Below are 15152 nucleotides of genomic sequence, written 5' to 3' on the forward strand. Positions count from 1 at the left end.
CGTGTTCTATCATCCCGGCTTTGGATCCGGGATTCGGGCATGCAATACGTTCTGGTCAGCTCCTGTCTGTTGGGCAAGCCCGTGCGCTACGACGGGCGCGGCTTTTCGCATGACTACACGGTTCTGGCGCGCTGGCTGGAGGAAGGCCGGGTGTTGTCCGTCTGCCCGAAAAGGGCGGGCGGCCTGCCGGTCCCCCGGCCGCCCGCCGAGATCGAGCCGGACGCCGATGCGGCCGCCGTGCTGGCCGGCCGCGCCCGCGTCATGGCGGTGTCCGGAGAGGACGTGACGGCCCCGTTCGTGCGGGGCGCCCAGGAGGCGCTGGCCGCCGCGCGCCGGCATGGAATCCGCATGGCGGTACTGAAAGAAGGCAGCCCGTCCTGCGGCAGCGGCTATGTCTACGATGGCCATTTCGCCGGCCGCAAACAGCCCGGCATGGGCGTGACGGCCGAACTGCTGGGCCGGGAGGGTGTGCGCGTATTCAGCGAAAAGCAGTGGCCCGAGGCCCAGGCCTGGCTGGCCGGCCTGGAGGCGGACGATGGCGGCTAGAGTGGCGGCGTGGCTGGCGCTGCTGGCCGTGGCGGGCGGCGCGGCCCTGGCATGGAAGATGGCGGGTCGCGCCGGGCGCAGCTGGCTGCTGCGGGCGGCCGGCGGGGTCTGCATGGGCTTGTCCGGGCTGAGCTTCTATGCCTGGTACGCGCAATACCTGAAATGGGATTTCAATGAACTGGGCCGCTACTACGATCCGGTCGATCAAGTGGTCTATACCGAGTCGGGATTCGTCTGGATCCTGCCGGCCGGCGCCTTGCTGATCGCAGGCCTGCTGTGCCTCTGGCGGGCCGGGCGGCGCTGATCCGCCAGCCCGCCGCCGCGCCTATTCGCTGCGGATTTTGGCTTCCTTCACGATCTTGCCGTTGTCCGCGTATTCCTTTTGCACCTGGGCCGTGAACTGCTCCATGGTGCCCGGCGACATGATGTTCAGCGCGTCGGTCAGCGGCTTGCTGATGTCCGGCATCGCGGCGATCTTGTTGATCAGGCCGTTCATGCGCGCGCGGAACTCCGGGCTGGTGCCGGCGGGGGCGAAGAACCCGAAGGTGGACGTCATATTGGCCATGGGGTAGCCCAGTTCGGCGAGGGTGGGGGTGTCCGGCCGGGCCGGCAGCCGCACGGGCGAGCCCACCGCCAGCAGCTTCAGCTTGCCTTCGTCGATCAGCGCGTTGATCGGGCCGGAGGCGTTGACCAGCATCAGCGTGAACTGGCCGCCCAGTGCGTCGGGCACCATTTGCGCCATGCCCTTGTACGGCACGTGGGCGATGCGCACGCCGGCCTGGCCGTTGATCTGTTCGAGCATCAGATGGCCCAGCGAACCGACGCCGGCCGTCGCCAGCGACAGGCCGTCGGGGTCGGCCTTGGCCTGGGAAAGCATGTCCTTGAAGGTCTTGCCCGTGAACTTCGGGCCGCCCACCAGGTAGACCGGCGAATACATGACGGCGGCCACGGGCGCCAGGTCCTTCAGCGGGTCGTACAGGGTCTTCATCACATGCGGCGACAAAGTCACGGGGCTGACGGCGGTGAAGCCCAGCGTGTTTTCGTCATGGGCCCGGGCCACGGCGTTCATGCCTATCATGCCGCCCGCGCCGCCGCGGTTCTCCACCACAACCGGCCTGTCCAGTTCCGCCGCCAGCTTCTGGGCGAAGGCGCGGGCCGTGTTGTCGACGATGCCGCCGGCGCCGTAGGGCACCACGATGGTCATGGCCTGGGCCTTGGAGTCGGCCTGGGCGTAGGCGCCGCCGGAGAGCGCGCAGGCCGCGCCGAACACGCAAAGCCCGGCGATCCGCTTGAAATTCAACATGCTTTTTTCCCCTTGATGCCCGGCGGTCTACGCCTGGGCGCAATGACGGCCGTCCAACGCGACGCGCCGGCATGCAGTGTGTGCACGCCGGCGCGCAGAGACAACCGGGTATACCCGCAGAGAAGGGCAAGGGGGATGCAGCGATAGGGGCCTTCGCATTAACGCGCCCCCCCCGAGCCGGTCCGCCAGCGCCGCCCCCTGGGGGCCCGCGTAGCGGCTAGGGGGGCCTACCGCTTCATGCAGGAATCCAGCATGCGGTTGTAGGTGTCCACCGTGACCTGGGTGGTCCATTGCGTCGGGGTGGCCGGGTCATAGCCGCTCTGGTTCATGGCCCAGCGCCGGCAGTCCGTGCTGGCGCCGGCCTGCGCCGCATCGATGGACGGCGCGGATTCGTATTGCTGCGCCGGCGCGTACTGCGGCTGCGCGGACGCGTACGCGGGCGGCGGCTCATACAGAGGCGCGTCATAGACGGGGGAGGCATACACGGGCGGGCTGGTGTAGCCCACGCCGGGCGCGTAGACGCCCGCCTGCGCGTAGGACGGGCCGGAGTCCGCCGCAAGCATCAGGCCGACCGCGGCCAGCGCGAACGCGCCGCCTATCCACCAGCCGCTGGAACTGCTGCCGCCGCTGTGGTGATGGTGATACCCGCCGCCATGGCCGCCGCCCCAATAACCGCCATGTCTGCCGCCCGCGATCGCGGGCGCGCTGGCCACCGCCAGAGCCAGCGCCGCGATGGCCGCCCGGCTCGAAAACCGCTTCATGATTCCGCTCCTTGTGCGCCCGGGCGGGCGCGTTGCGCTGCCCGGGGCGATACCGTTACTTTACCGCCGCCCCCGGCGCGACAACCTGTCTCAAGCGCTACCGGGATTTCAACCCGTTTCAGGACTGCGGCGCGGAGCCTGCGGCAGTTGCTCGTTGTTGCACGGACGGGACTTGCCGGCCTGCAACTGGATCCGCGCCTCGTCGTCGAAACCCGAGGGTTCGCGGTTCAGGGTTTCGTACGTTTCGTAACCCTCTTTCTCCACGCACCAGTTCCAGAAATAGACCTGGGATCCATGCAGCATCATGGATTCCGCGCGCCACTCGCGGATCGCCTGGAAAGTGGCTACGCCATCGGATCCGCTGCGCGCTTCATTGCGGAAACGCTCCCGGCCATAGGGATAGGAACTGCTGATCAGGACGACCCGGGCATCCGCCACGGGCTGCGAGCCTGAGTCCAGCACGGTGATGCGCGCATCGGGCTGCATCGTCTTGTAGACGGGGTAGGGCACGCAACCGGAACCGAGGACGGCAAGGGGGATCGCAAGGGCGGCGGGCCAAACGCGCAACATCAAGGTCATCGACGGAAAGTATCGCTTCTGAAGGAGTGGCTAAAAGTGCTGAACGGTAGTATTTTCTCGCGATGATTACGGCCCCGCCCCCCACTTCATCGCAAGACAAGCGTCTCACTAAAGGTGAACGCACCCGCTTGCAGCTCCTGGAGGTCGCCGCTGCGGAGTTCGCCGAACGCGGATTCCAGCATACCCGGATCAGCGACATCGTCGCCCGCGCCGGCGTGACCCAACCCGTCTTTTATCAGTATTTCACCAGCAAGCAAGCCGCCTACGATGAACTGGTGGGAATGTTCGCCCAGCGCCTGCGCCACGCCGTCGGCCAGGCGCGCCTGCCGGCCGGGCTGGCCGGGGCGGAACTGGCCGGCCGCATCCGCCGGGGCGTGAACGGCCTCTTGAGCATCCTGCAGGAAGATCCCAACCTCACCCGCATCGGTTTCTTCCAGGTCGCCGCCGCGGAGGCCTTGAAGGACGAGCTGGTGGCGATGATCGCCGACAACGTGCGGGCGGAACAGCAGGCGGGCCTATTCAGGTCGGAGGTCCGCGCCGATTGGTTCGCGCAATCGCTGATGGGCGCCATCGAGCGCTTCACCCGGCAAGCCCCCGACGCGGAGCAGCGCGAGGCCCAGGCGGATTTCATCACAGACCTTTTTCTCGACGGCATGCGAATACGGCAGCCGCCCGGATCAGCCTCCTAGCCGGAGGCTTTTTTTTCGTCTGGACGCGGCCGGCCGGCAAAGGTCCACGTGCGTGAGATGCTCAAAATATTTCTGTTTTGATTTAAAAAATTATTGTTTATCAATAAATAATGCTATGCTCTCGCCAACTTAAACTCACCTAGCGGGGCCAGCGCCATGAACGCGAAATGCCAGGAAGCCAATCAACAACGCATCGGCAGGATCAGCCGGCGGTTTGCCGGCGTGTGCAGCGCCCTGATGGCGGGCGCGGTGGCGCTCGTCGTAATCTATTGGGCAACGCTGGACCTTGCCACGCTGAACGCCAAGTGGATGGACGGAGTGGCGACGGTGCCGTCGTTCCCGCCGCTGTTGCGCGGCGCCTGCCTGGCGCTCTCGTTGGGCCTGGCGTGGCCCGTCCTGCTGGGGCTGGTTCATCTGCGCCGCTTGTTCCGGCTTTACGCGGCGGGCGTCATGTTCGGCGAACGGAACGTGGCGGCGCTGCGCGGGTTCGGCCTGTCGCTGGCGTTGTTCGCCGTCGCGCAGCTGCTCTACACGCCGATCATGGCGCTGACGATATCGTCGGGCAATCCTCCGGGGCAGCGGCTGATCAGCGTGGGGATAGACGCTGGCGTGATGGTCGCGGCGGTGGCGGGCGGCGTGCTGATGGTGATCGCCTGGGTGATGGACGAGGCGCGCAAGATCAACGAAGACCAGCAGCTTACGGTCTGACGCGCATGGCTATCGTCGTCAATCTGGATGTCATGCTTGCCAAGCGCAAGATCCGGTCCAATGAACTGGCCCGGGCAGTCGGGATCACCGAGGCCAACGTGTCGTTGTTGAAGTCGGGCAAGGTGCGCGCGGTCCGCTTTTCGACGCTGGAAGCCATCTGCCGGTACCTGGATTGCCAGCCGGGAGATCTGCTGGAATATGTGCCAGGCGGCGAACCTGATGCCGCCGATTCATCGCCGGAGGGCGAATGAGGTCCGCGTAGGCGCCACGAGGCGCCCGCGCGCTTCAGAACCTGCGCTCGGCTTCAGCGCGCCAGCGCGGGCGTGCCGCCTGCGCCCAGGTCCCAGTACAGGCCAGTCATCAGGCTCAGCGCCTGGCGCAGCAGTTCCGGCGGCAGGTGTTCGTTCGGGGCATGTTGGGAGCAGCCGGGATAGGAGTGGGGCACCCAGATCGTGCGCAGGCCCAGCACGTCGGTGAAGATGTCGTTGGGCAGCGATCCGCCCAGGTTCGGCAACACGGCAGCCTTGGCGCCCGAGGTGCGTTCCAGCGAGTCCACCGCCCAGCGCACCCAGGCGTCTTCCGGATCGATGCGCGTGGCGCGGAACATGTTTTCCCGCGTGAGGGTGATCTTCACCATGGGAAAGCCCTGGCGGTCCAGGTGGCGGCGCAGTGCGGGAATGAGTTCGTCCGGGTCCACGCCCACCACGAAACGCAGCTGGCAGCGCGCCCAGGCCTTGGGCGGAATGGCGTTGACGGGGGTGTCGGGGTTGCCGGTCTTGTAGGCCAGCACCTCGAACGAACACCAGCCGAACACGCGCTCGGCAGGCGATAGCCCGGGCTCGCCCCAGTCCGGCTCGATCTCGGGGCCGTCGGCGCCGCCGTCCACCTGGCAATCGGCCAGGGCGCGCCGCACCCCGGCGGGCAGCTCCGGCGGCACCCATTCCGGCACGCGGATCTGGCCGGTGGGCGACACCAGCGTGGAGATCGCGTGGGCCAGCTGGATGCCCGGGTTGGAGATCAGGCCGCCCCAATTGCCGGAGTGATGGCCGCCCGCGCGGGCGTCGATGCTCAGGTCGAAATTCAGGCTGCCGCGCGCGCCCAGGAAGACGGTGGGCCGCTCCGCGCTCAGCCGCGGCCCGTCGGACGCGATGAGCAGGTCGGCCGCGAGCAGGTCGCGGTGCTCGTCGCACAGCTCGCGCAGGCCCATGGATCCGGTCTCTTCGCCCATCTCGATCAGGTACTTGGCGTTGAAGCCGAGCTTGCCGCGCGTTTCCAATACCAGCCGCAGCGCTTCCATATTGATGGTGTGCTGGCCCTTGTTGTCGGCGATGCCGCGGCCGTACCAGCGGCCTTCGGACTCGGTCAGCCCCCAGGGCGACAGGCCTTCCTTCCATTCCCGTTCCAGCCCGCGGATGACGTCGCCGTGCCCGTAGCCCAGCACGGTGGGCAGGGCCGGGTCTTCGATGCGTTCGGCGTAAAGGAAGGGCGCCAGCGCTTTCGGGTGGGTCAGCGTCCGGCACTTGAAGCCCAGGGCTTCGAAGGCCGGGCGGATCTCGGATTCCAGGTAGCCGGCCAGGACCGCGGCGCGGTCGGGGTTCTGGCTTTCGGTGGGCATCGCCAGGCGGCGCGCCAGCAGGGAGCGGAAGGCGCCGGAGTCGAAACACTGTTCCGCCTGGGCGATGGCATGTGCGCGGGTCATGATGGGTTGGCTCCGTTCGGGGAAGAGGGGACGGGGGGATAGAGGTGGCAGGCCACCAGGGTGTGTTCGCGCTGCGTCAGCGCCGGGCGTTCCGTCTTGCACTGGGCCATGGCGTGCTGGCAGCGGGGATGGAACGGGCACCCCGAGGGCGGGCGCAGCGGGTCGGGGAACGACAGGCCCAGCCCCATGTCCGGAATGCCCAGGCCGGGCTCGGGCGTGAGCACCGACGCCAGCAGCGCCTGCGTATAGGGGTGGCGGGGATCGTGGAACAGTTGCGCGGTGGACGCGGACTCCACGACCCTGCCCAGGTACATCACCGCCACGTGGGTGGCGATGTGCTCCACCACCGCCAGGTTGTGGCTGATGAAGACGTAGGTCAGGTTGAACTCGCGCCGCAGGTCCATCAGCAGGTTCATGATCTGCGCCTGCACCGATACGTCCAGCGCGGAAGTGGGCTCGTCGCAGATGACGATCTCGGGATGCATCACCAGCGCCCGCGCGATCGCCACGCGCTGGCGCTGCCCGCCGGACAGTTGGCCCGGCGTGTTGTGGGCCAGCCGCGGCGGCAGCCCCACGCGCTCGAGCATCTCGATCGCCTTGTGCTGCCTGGGGTTGTCGATGCCGTGCACCTCCAGCGGCAGGGATACGATGGAGGCGATGGAGCGCCTTGGGTTCAGCGAGGAGTACGGGTCCTGGAAGATGGGCTGCACGCGCCGGGCGAGCGCGCGCCGGCCCAGGCTGCGGATATCCTGCCCATCCAGTTTGACCGCGCCTTCGGTCGGGGGCGTCAGGCCCAGCAGCATGCGGGCCAGCGTCGATTTTCCGCAGCCCGATTCGCCCACGATGCCGAGCACCGCGCCGCGCTCCACCGCCAGGTCCACGCCGTTGACGGCATGCAAGGTGCTGCGCGGCCGGAACATGCCCGAGCGGATCGAGAACTGGCGGCTGACGGCGTCGGCTTGCAGCAGGGGGCTCGTCGGGCTCATGCCAGGACTCCTTCCGGATGGAGAATGCAGCGCCAGCGCTGCCCGGTGTCGGCGCCGTGCACGGGCACGGTCTCGCGGCAGCGCGCCTGCGCGTGCGGGCAGCGGTCACGGAAGGCGCAGCCTTGCAGATCGCCGATCAGGGCGGGCACGACGCCGGGTATGGTGCCCAGCGCCGCGCCCGGCGGAGTCCGGCCGGGCACCGGGATACAGCCCAGCAGGCCTTGCGTGTAGGGATGGCGGGGCGCGGCGAAGAGCTCGGCCACCGGTCCTTCCTCCACGATCTGGCCCGCGTACATGACCGCGACCTGCCGCGCGATGCGCGCGACCACGCCCAGGTCATGGGTGATCAGCACCATGGCGATGCCCAGCTCGGCCTGGAGATCGGCCAGCAGCCGCAGGATCTGCGCCTGGATCGTGACGTCCAGCGCGGTGCTGGGCTCGTCGGCGATCAGCAATTCGGGCCCGCACATGAGCGCCATGGCGATCATCACGCGCTGGCGCAGCCCGCCCGACAACTGGTGCGGATACTGGGAAAGCCGTTGGCCGGCCGAGGCGATGCCGACCTTCTCCAGCAGCTCCACGGCCCGGTCGCGCGCCTGCTGCGCGCTGGCCTTGCAGTGGTGGATGTAATGCTCGGTGAGCTGTTCGCCGATGGCGTAGGCGGGGTTCAGCGCCGTCATCGGTTCCTGGAAGATCATGGCCATCTTGCTGCCGCGCAGGGCGTTGACGCGCCGCCCGCGGGCGGCGGACAGGTCTTCTCCCAGCACCGACAGCCGGCGGGTACGGCGCTGCGCGGCCTTGGGCAGCAGGCCCATGATGGCCAGCGAGGTCATGGACTTGCCGCAGCCCGATTCGCCGACCAGGCACAGCGTTTCGCCGCGCCTGACCTGGAAGGACACGTCGCGCACCGCGTGCAGGGCGCCGCGCGGCGTGGCGATGTCGACGGTGAGGCCCTGCACGTCCAGGACGATGTCGTTGACGGCCATGGTCAGGCCCTCTCTTCAGGCGTCAGCAGTTGATGGAGCCCGTCGCCCGCCAGGTTGATGGCGAAGATCAGCAGGGCCAGGGCGGACCCGGGAATGGCGATCAGCCAGAACGAGAAGAACATGTATGCCTTGGCCTCGGAGATCATCAGGCCCCAGGACGGCAGCGGCGGCTGCACGCCCAGGCCCAGGAACGACAGCGACGCCTCCAGCAGGATGGCGCTTGCGGCTTCCAGCGTGGCGATCACGATCAGTTGCGGCACCACGTTGGGCAGCACCTCGCCCCACACGATGCGCCAGGTGGACGCGCCCGCCGCCTGCGCCGCCGCCACGTATTCCAGCGAACGCACCTGTTGGGTGGCGCTGCGCATGACCACCGCGTAGCGGTCCCATTTGAGCAGCCCCAGCACCAGGATCACGACCCAGAGCGAGCCGCCCACGATCGCCACCGTGGCCAGCGCGACCAGGATCACCGGCATGGACAGGCGCGTGGTGATCAGGAAGGAAACGGCCATGTCGACCTTGCCGCCGAAGTAGCCGGCGGCCATGCCCATGGCGGTGCCGATCAGGCCGGAGATCAGGGCCACGCTGATGCCGATCAAAAGCGAGATGCGGGCGCCGTAGAACAGGCGCGACAGGTAGTCGCGGCCCAGCTGGTCGGTGCCCAGCGGGTGCAGCCAGGTGCCCTTGGCGTACCAGACGGGCGGCGCGGTGCGGTACGCCAGGTCCTGGTAATACGGGTCATGCGGCGAGATCCAGGGCGCGAACAGCGCGATCAGCACGATGGCGAGCAGGATGCCGCCGCCGGCCAGCAGCGCCTTGTTGCGCCTCAGGCGCCGCCAACGCAGGGCCGAGGCGGAGAGTTCCAGCGGCGCCTGCGGGGGCGCCCCGGGCACGGGCGGGGTGAAGGAGGGTGTGGTCATGTCAGGACACCCGGATGCGAGGGTCTAGCCAGGCGTTGGCGATATCGGAAGCGAGGGTCAGCAGCACGTAGAGCACCGACAGCAGCAGCACGATCAGCTGCATCACGGGATAGTCCTTGTAGGTAATGCTCTGATAAGCCAGGTAGCCCAGGCCGTCCAGCGCGAAGATGGTTTCGATGACGACCGAGCCGCCCAGCAGGTAGCCCAGCTGCACCGCGGCCAGCGCCACCACCGGCACGATGGCGTTGCGCAGCGCATGCTTGAAGACGATCTTGCGGGCCGGCAGGCCCTTGGCGCGGGCCGTGCGGATGTAGTCGGCGGCCAGCACCTCGATCATGCCCGCCCGGATCAACCGCATGAAGGCGGGAGCCACGTAATAGCCCAGAGCGATGGCCGGCATCACGAAATGCTGCCAGGTGCCGCTGCCCGACACCGGCAGCAGGCGCAGCGAGATCGAGAACAGCATGATCAGGATCAGCGCGAAGAAGAAATTGGGCAGGGCCTGCCCCAGCACCGCTACCGCCAGGCAGATCCGGTCGATCAGGCTGTCCTTGTAGAGCGCGGCCAGCACGCCCAGCGGAATGGAGATGAGCAGGGCGAAGCCCAGGGCGCTCAGGCCCAGCAGCAGGGTGGTCGTGAGCTTGGAGAGTATCAGCGGCCCGGCCTCGGTCTTGAAGTACACCGAGGTGCCGAAATCTCCTTGCAGGATATGCCAGAGCCAGTCGGCGTACTGCACCGCCAGCGGCCGGTCCAGCCCGTAGGTCTTGCGGATCATCTCGATATCGGCCTGCCTCGCGCCTTCGCCGGCCAGCGCCAGCGCCGGATCGCCCGACAGATGCAGCAGCAGGAATGCCAGGATCGAGACGGTCAGCGCCACCAGGACCGCGAGGCCCAGGCGCCTGAGCGTGAAGTAAAGCATAGGACTTCCTTTCCGTTTCGCGTCGCCCGGCCGGCGCGCGGCCGGCCGGGCGACGCCTGCGCCTTACTTCCAGCTCATGTCCCAGAAGCGCACCAGCTCGTCCGAGTAGGGCTTGAAGTTCACGTCCTTGGTGGCGACGTAATAGGCCGGCAGCGTCCACAGCGGCACCGCGTAGGCCTTCTGCGCGATAAGGTCCAGCGCCTGCTTGTAGGCGGCGTTGCGCGCCGCGCTGTCGATCGTGTGATCGCCCTTGTTGAGCAGGTCCCGCACCTGCGGGTCGCGGGTGATGTCGTCGTTGCCGAAGGCGAAGTACACCGGCGTCGATGCGGACACGTCATTGACCAGGTTCGAGCCCCAGGTCTGGTGCGTGAGCGAGGCCTTGTTGGCGCGGATCATGTCGCGCATGGCGGCGTACTGCAGGAAGTTCAGCTTGGCGCGGATGCCCACCGCCTGCAGGTAGTTGATGATGGCTTCGGTCTGGTTGCGTTCGCGGTACGCCACGATGTCGATATCGAAGCCGTTCGGATAGCCGGCCTCGGCCAGCAGCTTCTTCGACAGGGCGGGGTCGTACTTGTAGACGGGCGCGCCTTCCTGGGTGCAGCCTACCTGCGACGGCGTGCAGATCGTGTTGATGAGGCCGCCGCCTTCGCCCACGATGTTCTTCAGCATGGATTCGCGGTCGATCGCGTGGATGATGGCGCGGCGCACGCGTTCGTCCTTGAGCTGCGGCGCGGGCGTGCCTTCCAGGATGTTCATCTGCATGAAGACGATGCGCATGGTGTTGCCGGTGACCATCTGCAGCGCGGGCATGGATCCCAGCTGTTCGGCCTGGTCCTTGGGCACGCTCATGATCAGATCCTCGCCGCCCGAGATCACCTCGGCCATCTGGGTCTGGCGGTCGGGGATGAAGCGGATGATCACCTTGCCGATCTTGGGCTGCGCCTTGGGCGAATCCTTGAAGTAGTCGGCGTTGCGCTCCAGCGTGATGGACTTGCCGGGCTGGTAATCCACCACCTTGTACGGGCCCGAGCCCACCGGCTTGGCGTTCATGCCCTTGGGGCCGACCTCTTTGTAGTACTTGGCGGGATGGATGGCCGCAGTGGTGGACAGGTATTCCTTGGCGCCGGGGAAGGGCTCCTTGGTGGTCAGGCGGACCTTGTACTTGTCGATCTTCTCGACCTTGTCGATCCAGGCCACGTTCTGCTGCGTCACGGCCTTGTTCTTGGGATCCGCGACGTAGTTCAGCGTGTACACCACCGAGTCGGCGTCGAATTCCTCGCCGTTGTGGAATTTGACGCCCTGGCGCAGTTCGAACTCCATGGTCTTGTCGTCGATCTGCTTCCAGCTCTTGGCGAGCTGCCCCTTGTACTCGTTGGTGACCGGGTCGCGGTAGAGCAGGGTGTCCCAGACGTTGGCGGCGATGATGACGCCGATCCGCACGTTGTTGTAGTACGGGTCCACGCTTTCGGGCGCCTGGTCGTAGGCCATGCGCAGCGTGTCGTCCTTCTTGCCGGCCAGCGCCGGCTGGGCGGCCACGGCCGCGCAGGCGAGCACGGCGGCTGCCAGGGCTTTCAGCGATGGAATGCAACGGAGGGCGGGCGGGGATGATACGGGGGTGACGCGGCAATCGGCCATGGCGAGGCTCCTGTGGAAGTCACTGCACGTACTGCGTATCTACTGCGTATCCGTCGGGCTGGTAAGAGGTGTCAGTCTGAATCGGAGGGCGGCGCGAGCGCGTGGCTCAGGGTCTTGAGCGCGGCGTCGCACTTGCGCTGCAAATGCTGGCGCATGATGCCGGCCAGCCTGTCGGCGTCGCGCGCCTCCAGGGCCTCGGCCATCTCGATGTGCTCGCGCATCGCCAGGTCCCATTTCTGGCGGTTCTCGTTCGACACGAACCGCAGGTTCTGGATCCGCGCGTTCTGGGCGTCGTACAGCTGCTTGAGCAGGCTGTTGTGCGAGGCCAGGCTGATGCGCTCATGGATCTCGCGGTTGGTCTGGAAGTAGGTGGGCAGGTCGCGGCGCGCGTGGCTGGCCATCATTTCGTAGGTGAGCGCCCGGATCTCGGCGATCTCCTGGTCCGTGGCCCGTTCGCAGGCCAGCCGGCAGGATATGGCTTCCAGGCCGCCGATGACCTCGAAGGCCTCGCGGATGTTGGCCTCGGACAGCGCCACCACCTGCGCGCCCCGGTTCGGCTCGATCTGCACCAGCCCCTCGGCGGCCAGCAGGCGGAACGCTTCGCGCAAGGGCGTGCGCGAGACGCCCAGCAGGTCGCAGAGCGCGCGTTCGTTCAGGCGCGAACCGGGCGGAAATTCCCCCTGGATGATGTGCTCGCGCAATTGCCCGGCCACCGTGGCCGGCAGCGTGCGGCTGCCGCCGGCGCGGGCCTCGGTCACGCCGCCAGTGGGCGCGGCCTCGGGCATCAGGCTAGGAACGCTGCTCATTGGTATACAAATATTCCCCATGTTTTGCGGAACTATAAACCTGGATGGCGCGTGGTCTGATGGGTGTATACCCTAGGTTATTTACGTAAAAACAATGGGATAGAGTGACGTATGCTGCAAGTCCGAATGCCGGGTAAACGCTGTTTGTCTGCCGGCACCTCCCATTGGTATACAAAAAAATTCCACTTTGGGGCTACGCATGCTTACCCTGAACAACCATTCTTCCGGCCGGCACTTCCTGCAGATTCCGGGGCCCACCAACGTGCCCGACCGCGTCCTGCGCGCCATCGACCAGCCCACCATCGATCACCGCGGACCGGTATTCGGCGCGCTGGGGCTGGCGGTGCTGGGCGGCATCAAGCAGGTGTTCCAGACGCAATCGCCCGTGGTGATCTTTCCCTCGTCCGGCACGGGCGCCTGGGAGGCCGCGCTGGTCAATACGCTGTCGCCCGGCGATCGGGTGCTCATGGTGGAGACCGGCCATTTCGCCAGCCTCTGGCGCAAGCTGGCCGGTCGGCTGGGCCTTGAAGTGGACTTCCTGGAAGGCGACTGGCGCCATCCGGTGGACGCGGCGGCGATCGGCGCGCGGCTGGCGCAAGACGCCGGGCGCGCGATCAAGGCCGTGTGCGTGGTGCACAACGAAACCTCCACCGGGGTGACCAGCGATATCGCGGCCGTGCGCAGGGCGATCGACGGCGCGGGACATCCCGCGCTGCTGATGGTGGACACGATCTCGTCCCTGGGGTCCATCGACTACCGCCACGACGAATGGGGCGTGGACGTGACGGTGGCCGGCTCGCAGAAGGGCCTGATGCTGCCGCCCGGCCTGGCCTTCAACGCCGTCAGCGCAAAGGCGCTGGCCGCGGCCGACGGCGCGCGCCTGCCGCGTTCCTACTGGGACTGGCGCGAAATGCTGGCGGCGAACGAGCGCGGCTATTTTCCCTACACCCCTTCGACCAATCTGCTTTACGGCCTGCACGAGGCCCTGGCCATGCTGCAGGAGGAAGGCCTGCCGCAGGTATACGCGCGCCATGGCCGATATGGCCAGGCCACACGGCTGGCGGTGGAGGCCTGGGGGCTGGAACTGCTGAGCCTGGATCCGGCCGCGCACAGCCCGGCCCTGACCGCCGTGGTGATGCCGGCCGGCCACAGCGCCGACGCCTTCCGCAAGGTGGTGCTGGACCGCTTCGACATGTCGCTGGGGCAGGGCCTGGGCAGGCTGGCCGACCGGGTGTTCCGCATCGGCCACCTGGGCCATTTCAATGACCTGACGCTGTGCGGCGCGCTGGCGGGCGTGGAAATGGGGCTGGCCGCGGCGGGCGTGCCCCATCGCCCGGGCGGCGTGCGCGCGGCGATGGAATTCCTGAAGGGGTAGGCTGGCGGACCGGCGGCGACCCCGATCGAAAACACTATGCGATGACGATGAGGAAAACGAATGAACACACTTATGCAGCAGGCGATCCAGTTCGCCAACGACCATGAATCCGCCTGGGACCGCAGCGTCAAGGGCGTGTTCGGCGTGCACCTGAACGATCCTCCGCCCTGGAACCGTCTGCTGGGTCCCATCCATGACCGCGGCCCGGTATCGGGCGTGGTGGTGGTCGACGGCAAGACCGTCGCGTCCTGGGGCGAGCCCGACCGGGCCGACCTGACCTTCAGCGTCGCCAAGCTGTACCTGGCTATCCTGGCCGGCGTGGCGCACGACCGCGGGCTGCTGCCGGACGTGGACGAGCCGGTGGGCAAGCGCGTGCCCGGCATCGGCTTCGATAGCGGGCAGAACGCCGACATCACCTGGCGCCACCTGCTGCAGCAGACCAGCGAATGGGAGGGCGAGCGCTTCGGCGTGTCCGACCAGGCCGACCGCTACCGCGCCGTCACCTTCGGCGTGCCGCCGGACGGCAAGAAGGGCGATGCGCGGCCCCTGCAGCGCCCGGGCACGTACTGGGAATACAACGACGTGCGCATCAACCAGCTGTCGTACGCGCTGCTGCACCTGTTCCGCAAGCCGCTGCCCGAGGTCTTCCGCGAGGCCGTCACGCGCCCGATCGGCGCCAGCGAGAACTGGCAGTGGGTGGGCTACGACAATGCCTGGGTCGAGATCGACGGCCAGCGCATGCCGTCCGTGCCGGGCGGTTCGCACTGGGGCGGCGGCATGTCCATCAGCGCCCGCGACCAGGCGCTGATCGGCCAGATGCTGTTGAACGGCGGCCAGGCCAACGGCCGCCAGGTGCTGTCCGCCGAATGGATCCAGGCCATGCGCACGCCTTGCGATATCGCGCCGTACTACGGCTATCTCATCTGGCTGAACCACGAAGGCCGTGTGTTCCCCAGCGTGCCGGCCTCCAGCTTCTTCGGCGTGGGCGCGGGCAGCTCGTTCACCTGGGTGGAGCCCGAACGCAAAATGGTCGTGATCGTGCGCTGGCTGGATTCCGCTCACGCCGACGCCCTGTTCGGCAAAATCCTGGCGGCGGTGGACGCATCGTAGGATGGGTGGAGCGCGAGAATTCTTAAGTAAGGACATGGCTCTTCAGCGCGCGTAACCCATCTACGGGATCGATGTGGCGCGTTAAGATCAAGGAAAGCACGACGCCGCTGAACGCGCGCCACGCATCACA

17 protein-coding genes are annotated in these 15152 nt (G+C 67.4%); 7 read left to right on the forward strand and 10 right to left on the reverse strand.

Going from position 1 to position 15152, the window contains the following annotated elements:
* Positions 1 to 39 precede the first annotated feature (39 nt).
* Positions 40 to 546: a DUF523 domain-containing protein gene (locus tag JL37_RS26280; protein ID WP_043547936.1), complete on the forward strand. Its 507-nt coding sequence runs from the start codon at positions 40 to 42 to the stop codon at positions 544 to 546.
* The gene (locus JL37_RS26285) at positions 536 to 850 is read left to right on the forward strand and encodes a hypothetical protein (protein ID WP_043547937.1); all 315 of its coding nucleotides are present in this window, start codon (positions 536 to 538) and stop codon (positions 848 to 850) included. The genes JL37_RS26280 and JL37_RS26285 overlap by 11 nt, the downstream gene beginning before the upstream one ends.
* Before the next feature lie 21 nt (positions 851 to 871).
* Here the strand turns inward: JL37_RS26285 and JL37_RS26290 are convergent, their stop codons facing one another.
* The 3 genes from JL37_RS26290 to JL37_RS26300 all read right to left on the reverse strand — a co-directional run bounded on the left by JL37_RS26290 (position 872) and on the right by JL37_RS26300 (position 3120).
* The gene (locus JL37_RS26290) at positions 872 to 1849 is read right to left on the reverse strand and encodes a tripartite tricarboxylate transporter substrate binding protein (RefSeq protein ID WP_043547938.1); all 978 of its coding nucleotides are present in this window, start codon (positions 1847 to 1849) and stop codon (positions 872 to 874) included.
* Positions 1850 to 2076: 227 nt separating this feature from the next.
* Positions 2077 to 2610 (reverse strand): hypothetical protein, encoded by a 534-nt coding sequence (locus tag JL37_RS26295; protein WP_043547939.1) that lies wholly within the window; start codon positions 2608 to 2610, stop codon positions 2077 to 2079.
* A 108-nt stretch (positions 2611 to 2718) separates the two neighbouring features.
* The gene (locus JL37_RS26300; protein ID WP_231570435.1) at positions 2719 to 3120 is read right to left on the reverse strand and encodes a carboxypeptidase regulatory-like domain-containing protein; all 402 of its coding nucleotides are present in this window, start codon (positions 3118 to 3120) and stop codon (positions 2719 to 2721) included.
* 197 nt (positions 3121 to 3317) lie between these two features.
* Here JL37_RS26300 and JL37_RS26305 point away from each other — a divergent pair, with 197 nt between their 5' ends.
* The 3 genes from JL37_RS26305 to JL37_RS26315 all read left to right on the forward strand — a co-directional run bounded on the left by JL37_RS26305 (position 3318) and on the right by JL37_RS26315 (position 4837).
* Complete coding sequence (locus tag JL37_RS26305) at positions 3318 to 3878, forward strand: helix-turn-helix domain-containing protein (protein WP_341867915.1); 561 nt, start codon at positions 3318 to 3320, stop codon at positions 3876 to 3878.
* A gap of 156 nt (positions 3879 to 4034) precedes the next feature.
* Positions 4035 to 4586, forward strand: a complete 552-nt coding sequence (locus tag JL37_RS26310) for a DUF2975 domain-containing protein (protein ID WP_043547940.1) — start codon at positions 4035 to 4037, stop codon at positions 4584 to 4586.
* Between the two features lie 5 nt (positions 4587 to 4591).
* Positions 4592 to 4837, forward strand: coding sequence for a helix-turn-helix transcriptional regulator (locus JL37_RS26315; protein ID WP_043547941.1), 246 nt, complete (start codon positions 4592 to 4594; stop codon positions 4835 to 4837).
* A 53-nt stretch (positions 4838 to 4890) separates the two neighbouring features.
* Here JL37_RS26315 and JL37_RS26320 read toward each other — a convergent pair whose 3' ends face one another.
* The 7 genes from JL37_RS26320 to JL37_RS26350 form a co-directional block, all read right to left on the reverse strand.
* Positions 4891 to 6285: a M20 family metallopeptidase gene (locus tag JL37_RS26320; protein ID WP_043547943.1), complete on the reverse strand. Its 1395-nt coding sequence runs from the start codon at positions 6283 to 6285 to the stop codon at positions 4891 to 4893.
* Complete coding sequence (locus JL37_RS26325; protein ID WP_043547944.1) at positions 6282 to 7271, reverse strand: ABC transporter ATP-binding protein; 990 nt, start codon at positions 7269 to 7271, stop codon at positions 6282 to 6284. The genes JL37_RS26320 and JL37_RS26325 overlap by 4 nt, the downstream gene beginning before the upstream one ends.
* The gene (locus JL37_RS26330; protein WP_043547945.1) at positions 7268 to 8257 is read right to left on the reverse strand and encodes an ABC transporter ATP-binding protein; all 990 of its coding nucleotides are present in this window, start codon (positions 8255 to 8257) and stop codon (positions 7268 to 7270) included. Before JL37_RS26330 ends, JL37_RS26325 begins: the two co-directional genes overlap by 4 nt.
* 2 nt (positions 8258 to 8259) lie before the next feature.
* Positions 8260 to 9177 (reverse strand): ABC transporter permease, encoded by a 918-nt coding sequence (locus JL37_RS26335; RefSeq protein WP_081955215.1) that lies wholly within the window; start codon positions 9175 to 9177, stop codon positions 8260 to 8262.
* A gap of 1 nt (position 9178) precedes the next feature.
* The gene (locus tag JL37_RS26340; protein ID WP_043547946.1) at positions 9179 to 10096 is read right to left on the reverse strand and encodes an ABC transporter permease; all 918 of its coding nucleotides are present in this window, start codon (positions 10094 to 10096) and stop codon (positions 9179 to 9181) included.
* A 63-nt stretch (positions 10097 to 10159) separates the two neighbouring features.
* Positions 10160 to 11731 (reverse strand): ABC transporter substrate-binding protein, encoded by a 1572-nt coding sequence (locus JL37_RS26345; protein ID WP_043547947.1) that lies wholly within the window; start codon positions 11729 to 11731, stop codon positions 10160 to 10162.
* A gap of 71 nt (positions 11732 to 11802) precedes the next feature.
* Positions 11803 to 12537, reverse strand: a complete 735-nt coding sequence (locus tag JL37_RS26350) for a GntR family transcriptional regulator (protein WP_043547948.1) — start codon at positions 12535 to 12537, stop codon at positions 11803 to 11805.
* 199 nt (positions 12538 to 12736) lie between these two features.
* On the opposite strand from JL37_RS26350, the gene JL37_RS26355 reads away from it, so the two are divergent.
* Together JL37_RS26355 and JL37_RS26360 are read left to right on the forward strand one after the other, a co-directional pair.
* Positions 12737 to 13912 (forward strand): alanine--glyoxylate aminotransferase family protein, encoded by a 1176-nt coding sequence (locus JL37_RS26355; protein ID WP_043547949.1) that lies wholly within the window; start codon positions 12737 to 12739, stop codon positions 13910 to 13912.
* 60 nt (positions 13913 to 13972) lie between these two features.
* Positions 13973 to 15022 carry a serine hydrolase gene (locus JL37_RS26360; protein WP_043547950.1) on the forward strand — a complete coding sequence of 350 codons (1050 nt, stop codon included), beginning with the start codon at positions 13973 to 13975 and terminating at the stop codon, positions 15020 to 15022.
* Positions 15023 to 15152 lie beyond the last annotated feature (130 nt).

Origin of the sequence: Achromobacter sp. RTa (genome assembly GCF_000757485.1) — a bacterium.
Classification (GTDB): domain Bacteria; phylum Pseudomonadota; class Gammaproteobacteria; order Burkholderiales; family Burkholderiaceae_B; genus Achromobacter.

Bases quoted from the DNA above. Each gene is read 5' to 3' on its own strand.
- JL37_RS26280 (WP_043547936.1), top strand. From the start codon at position 40: ATGCAATACGTTCTGGTCAGCTCCTGTCTGTTGGGCAAGCCCGTGCGC.
- JL37_RS26285 (WP_043547937.1), top strand. From the start codon at position 536: ATGGCGGCTAGAGTGGCGGCGTGGCTGGCGCTGCTGGCCGTGGCGGGC.
- JL37_RS26290 (WP_043547938.1), bottom strand. From the start codon at position 1,849: ATGTTGAATTTCAAGCGGATCGCCGGGCTTTGCGTGTTCGGCGCGGCC.
- JL37_RS26295 (WP_043547939.1), bottom strand. From the start codon at position 2,610: ATGAAGCGGTTTTCGAGCCGGGCGGCCATCGCGGCGCTGGCTCTGGCG.
- JL37_RS26310 (WP_043547940.1), top strand. From the start codon at position 4,035: ATGAACGCGAAATGCCAGGAAGCCAATCAACAACGCATCGGCAGGATC.
- JL37_RS26315 (WP_043547941.1), top strand. From the start codon at position 4,592: ATGGCTATCGTCGTCAATCTGGATGTCATGCTTGCCAAGCGCAAGATC.
- JL37_RS26320 (WP_043547943.1), bottom strand. From the start codon at position 6,285: ATGACCCGCGCACATGCCATCGCCCAGGCGGAACAGTGTTTCGACTCC.
- JL37_RS26325 (WP_043547944.1), bottom strand. From the start codon at position 7,271: ATGAGCCCGACGAGCCCCCTGCTGCAAGCCGACGCCGTCAGCCGCCAG.
- JL37_RS26330 (WP_043547945.1), bottom strand. From the start codon at position 8,257: ATGGCCGTCAACGACATCGTCCTGGACGTGCAGGGCCTCACCGTCGAC.
- JL37_RS26335 (WP_081955215.1), bottom strand. From the start codon at position 9,177: ATGACCACACCCTCCTTCACCCCGCCCGTGCCCGGGGCGCCCCCGCAG.
- JL37_RS26340 (WP_043547946.1), bottom strand. From the start codon at position 10,096: ATGCTTTACTTCACGCTCAGGCGCCTGGGCCTCGCGGTCCTGGTGGCG.
- JL37_RS26345 (WP_043547947.1), bottom strand. From the start codon at position 11,731: ATGGCCGATTGCCGCGTCACCCCCGTATCATCCCCGCCCGCCCTCCGT.
- JL37_RS26350 (WP_043547948.1), bottom strand. From the start codon at position 12,537: ATGAGCAGCGTTCCTAGCCTGATGCCCGAGGCCGCGCCCACTGGCGGC.
- JL37_RS26355 (WP_043547949.1), top strand. From the start codon at position 12,737: ATGCTTACCCTGAACAACCATTCTTCCGGCCGGCACTTCCTGCAGATT.
- JL37_RS26360 (WP_043547950.1), top strand. From the start codon at position 13,973: ATGAACACACTTATGCAGCAGGCGATCCAGTTCGCCAACGACCATGAA.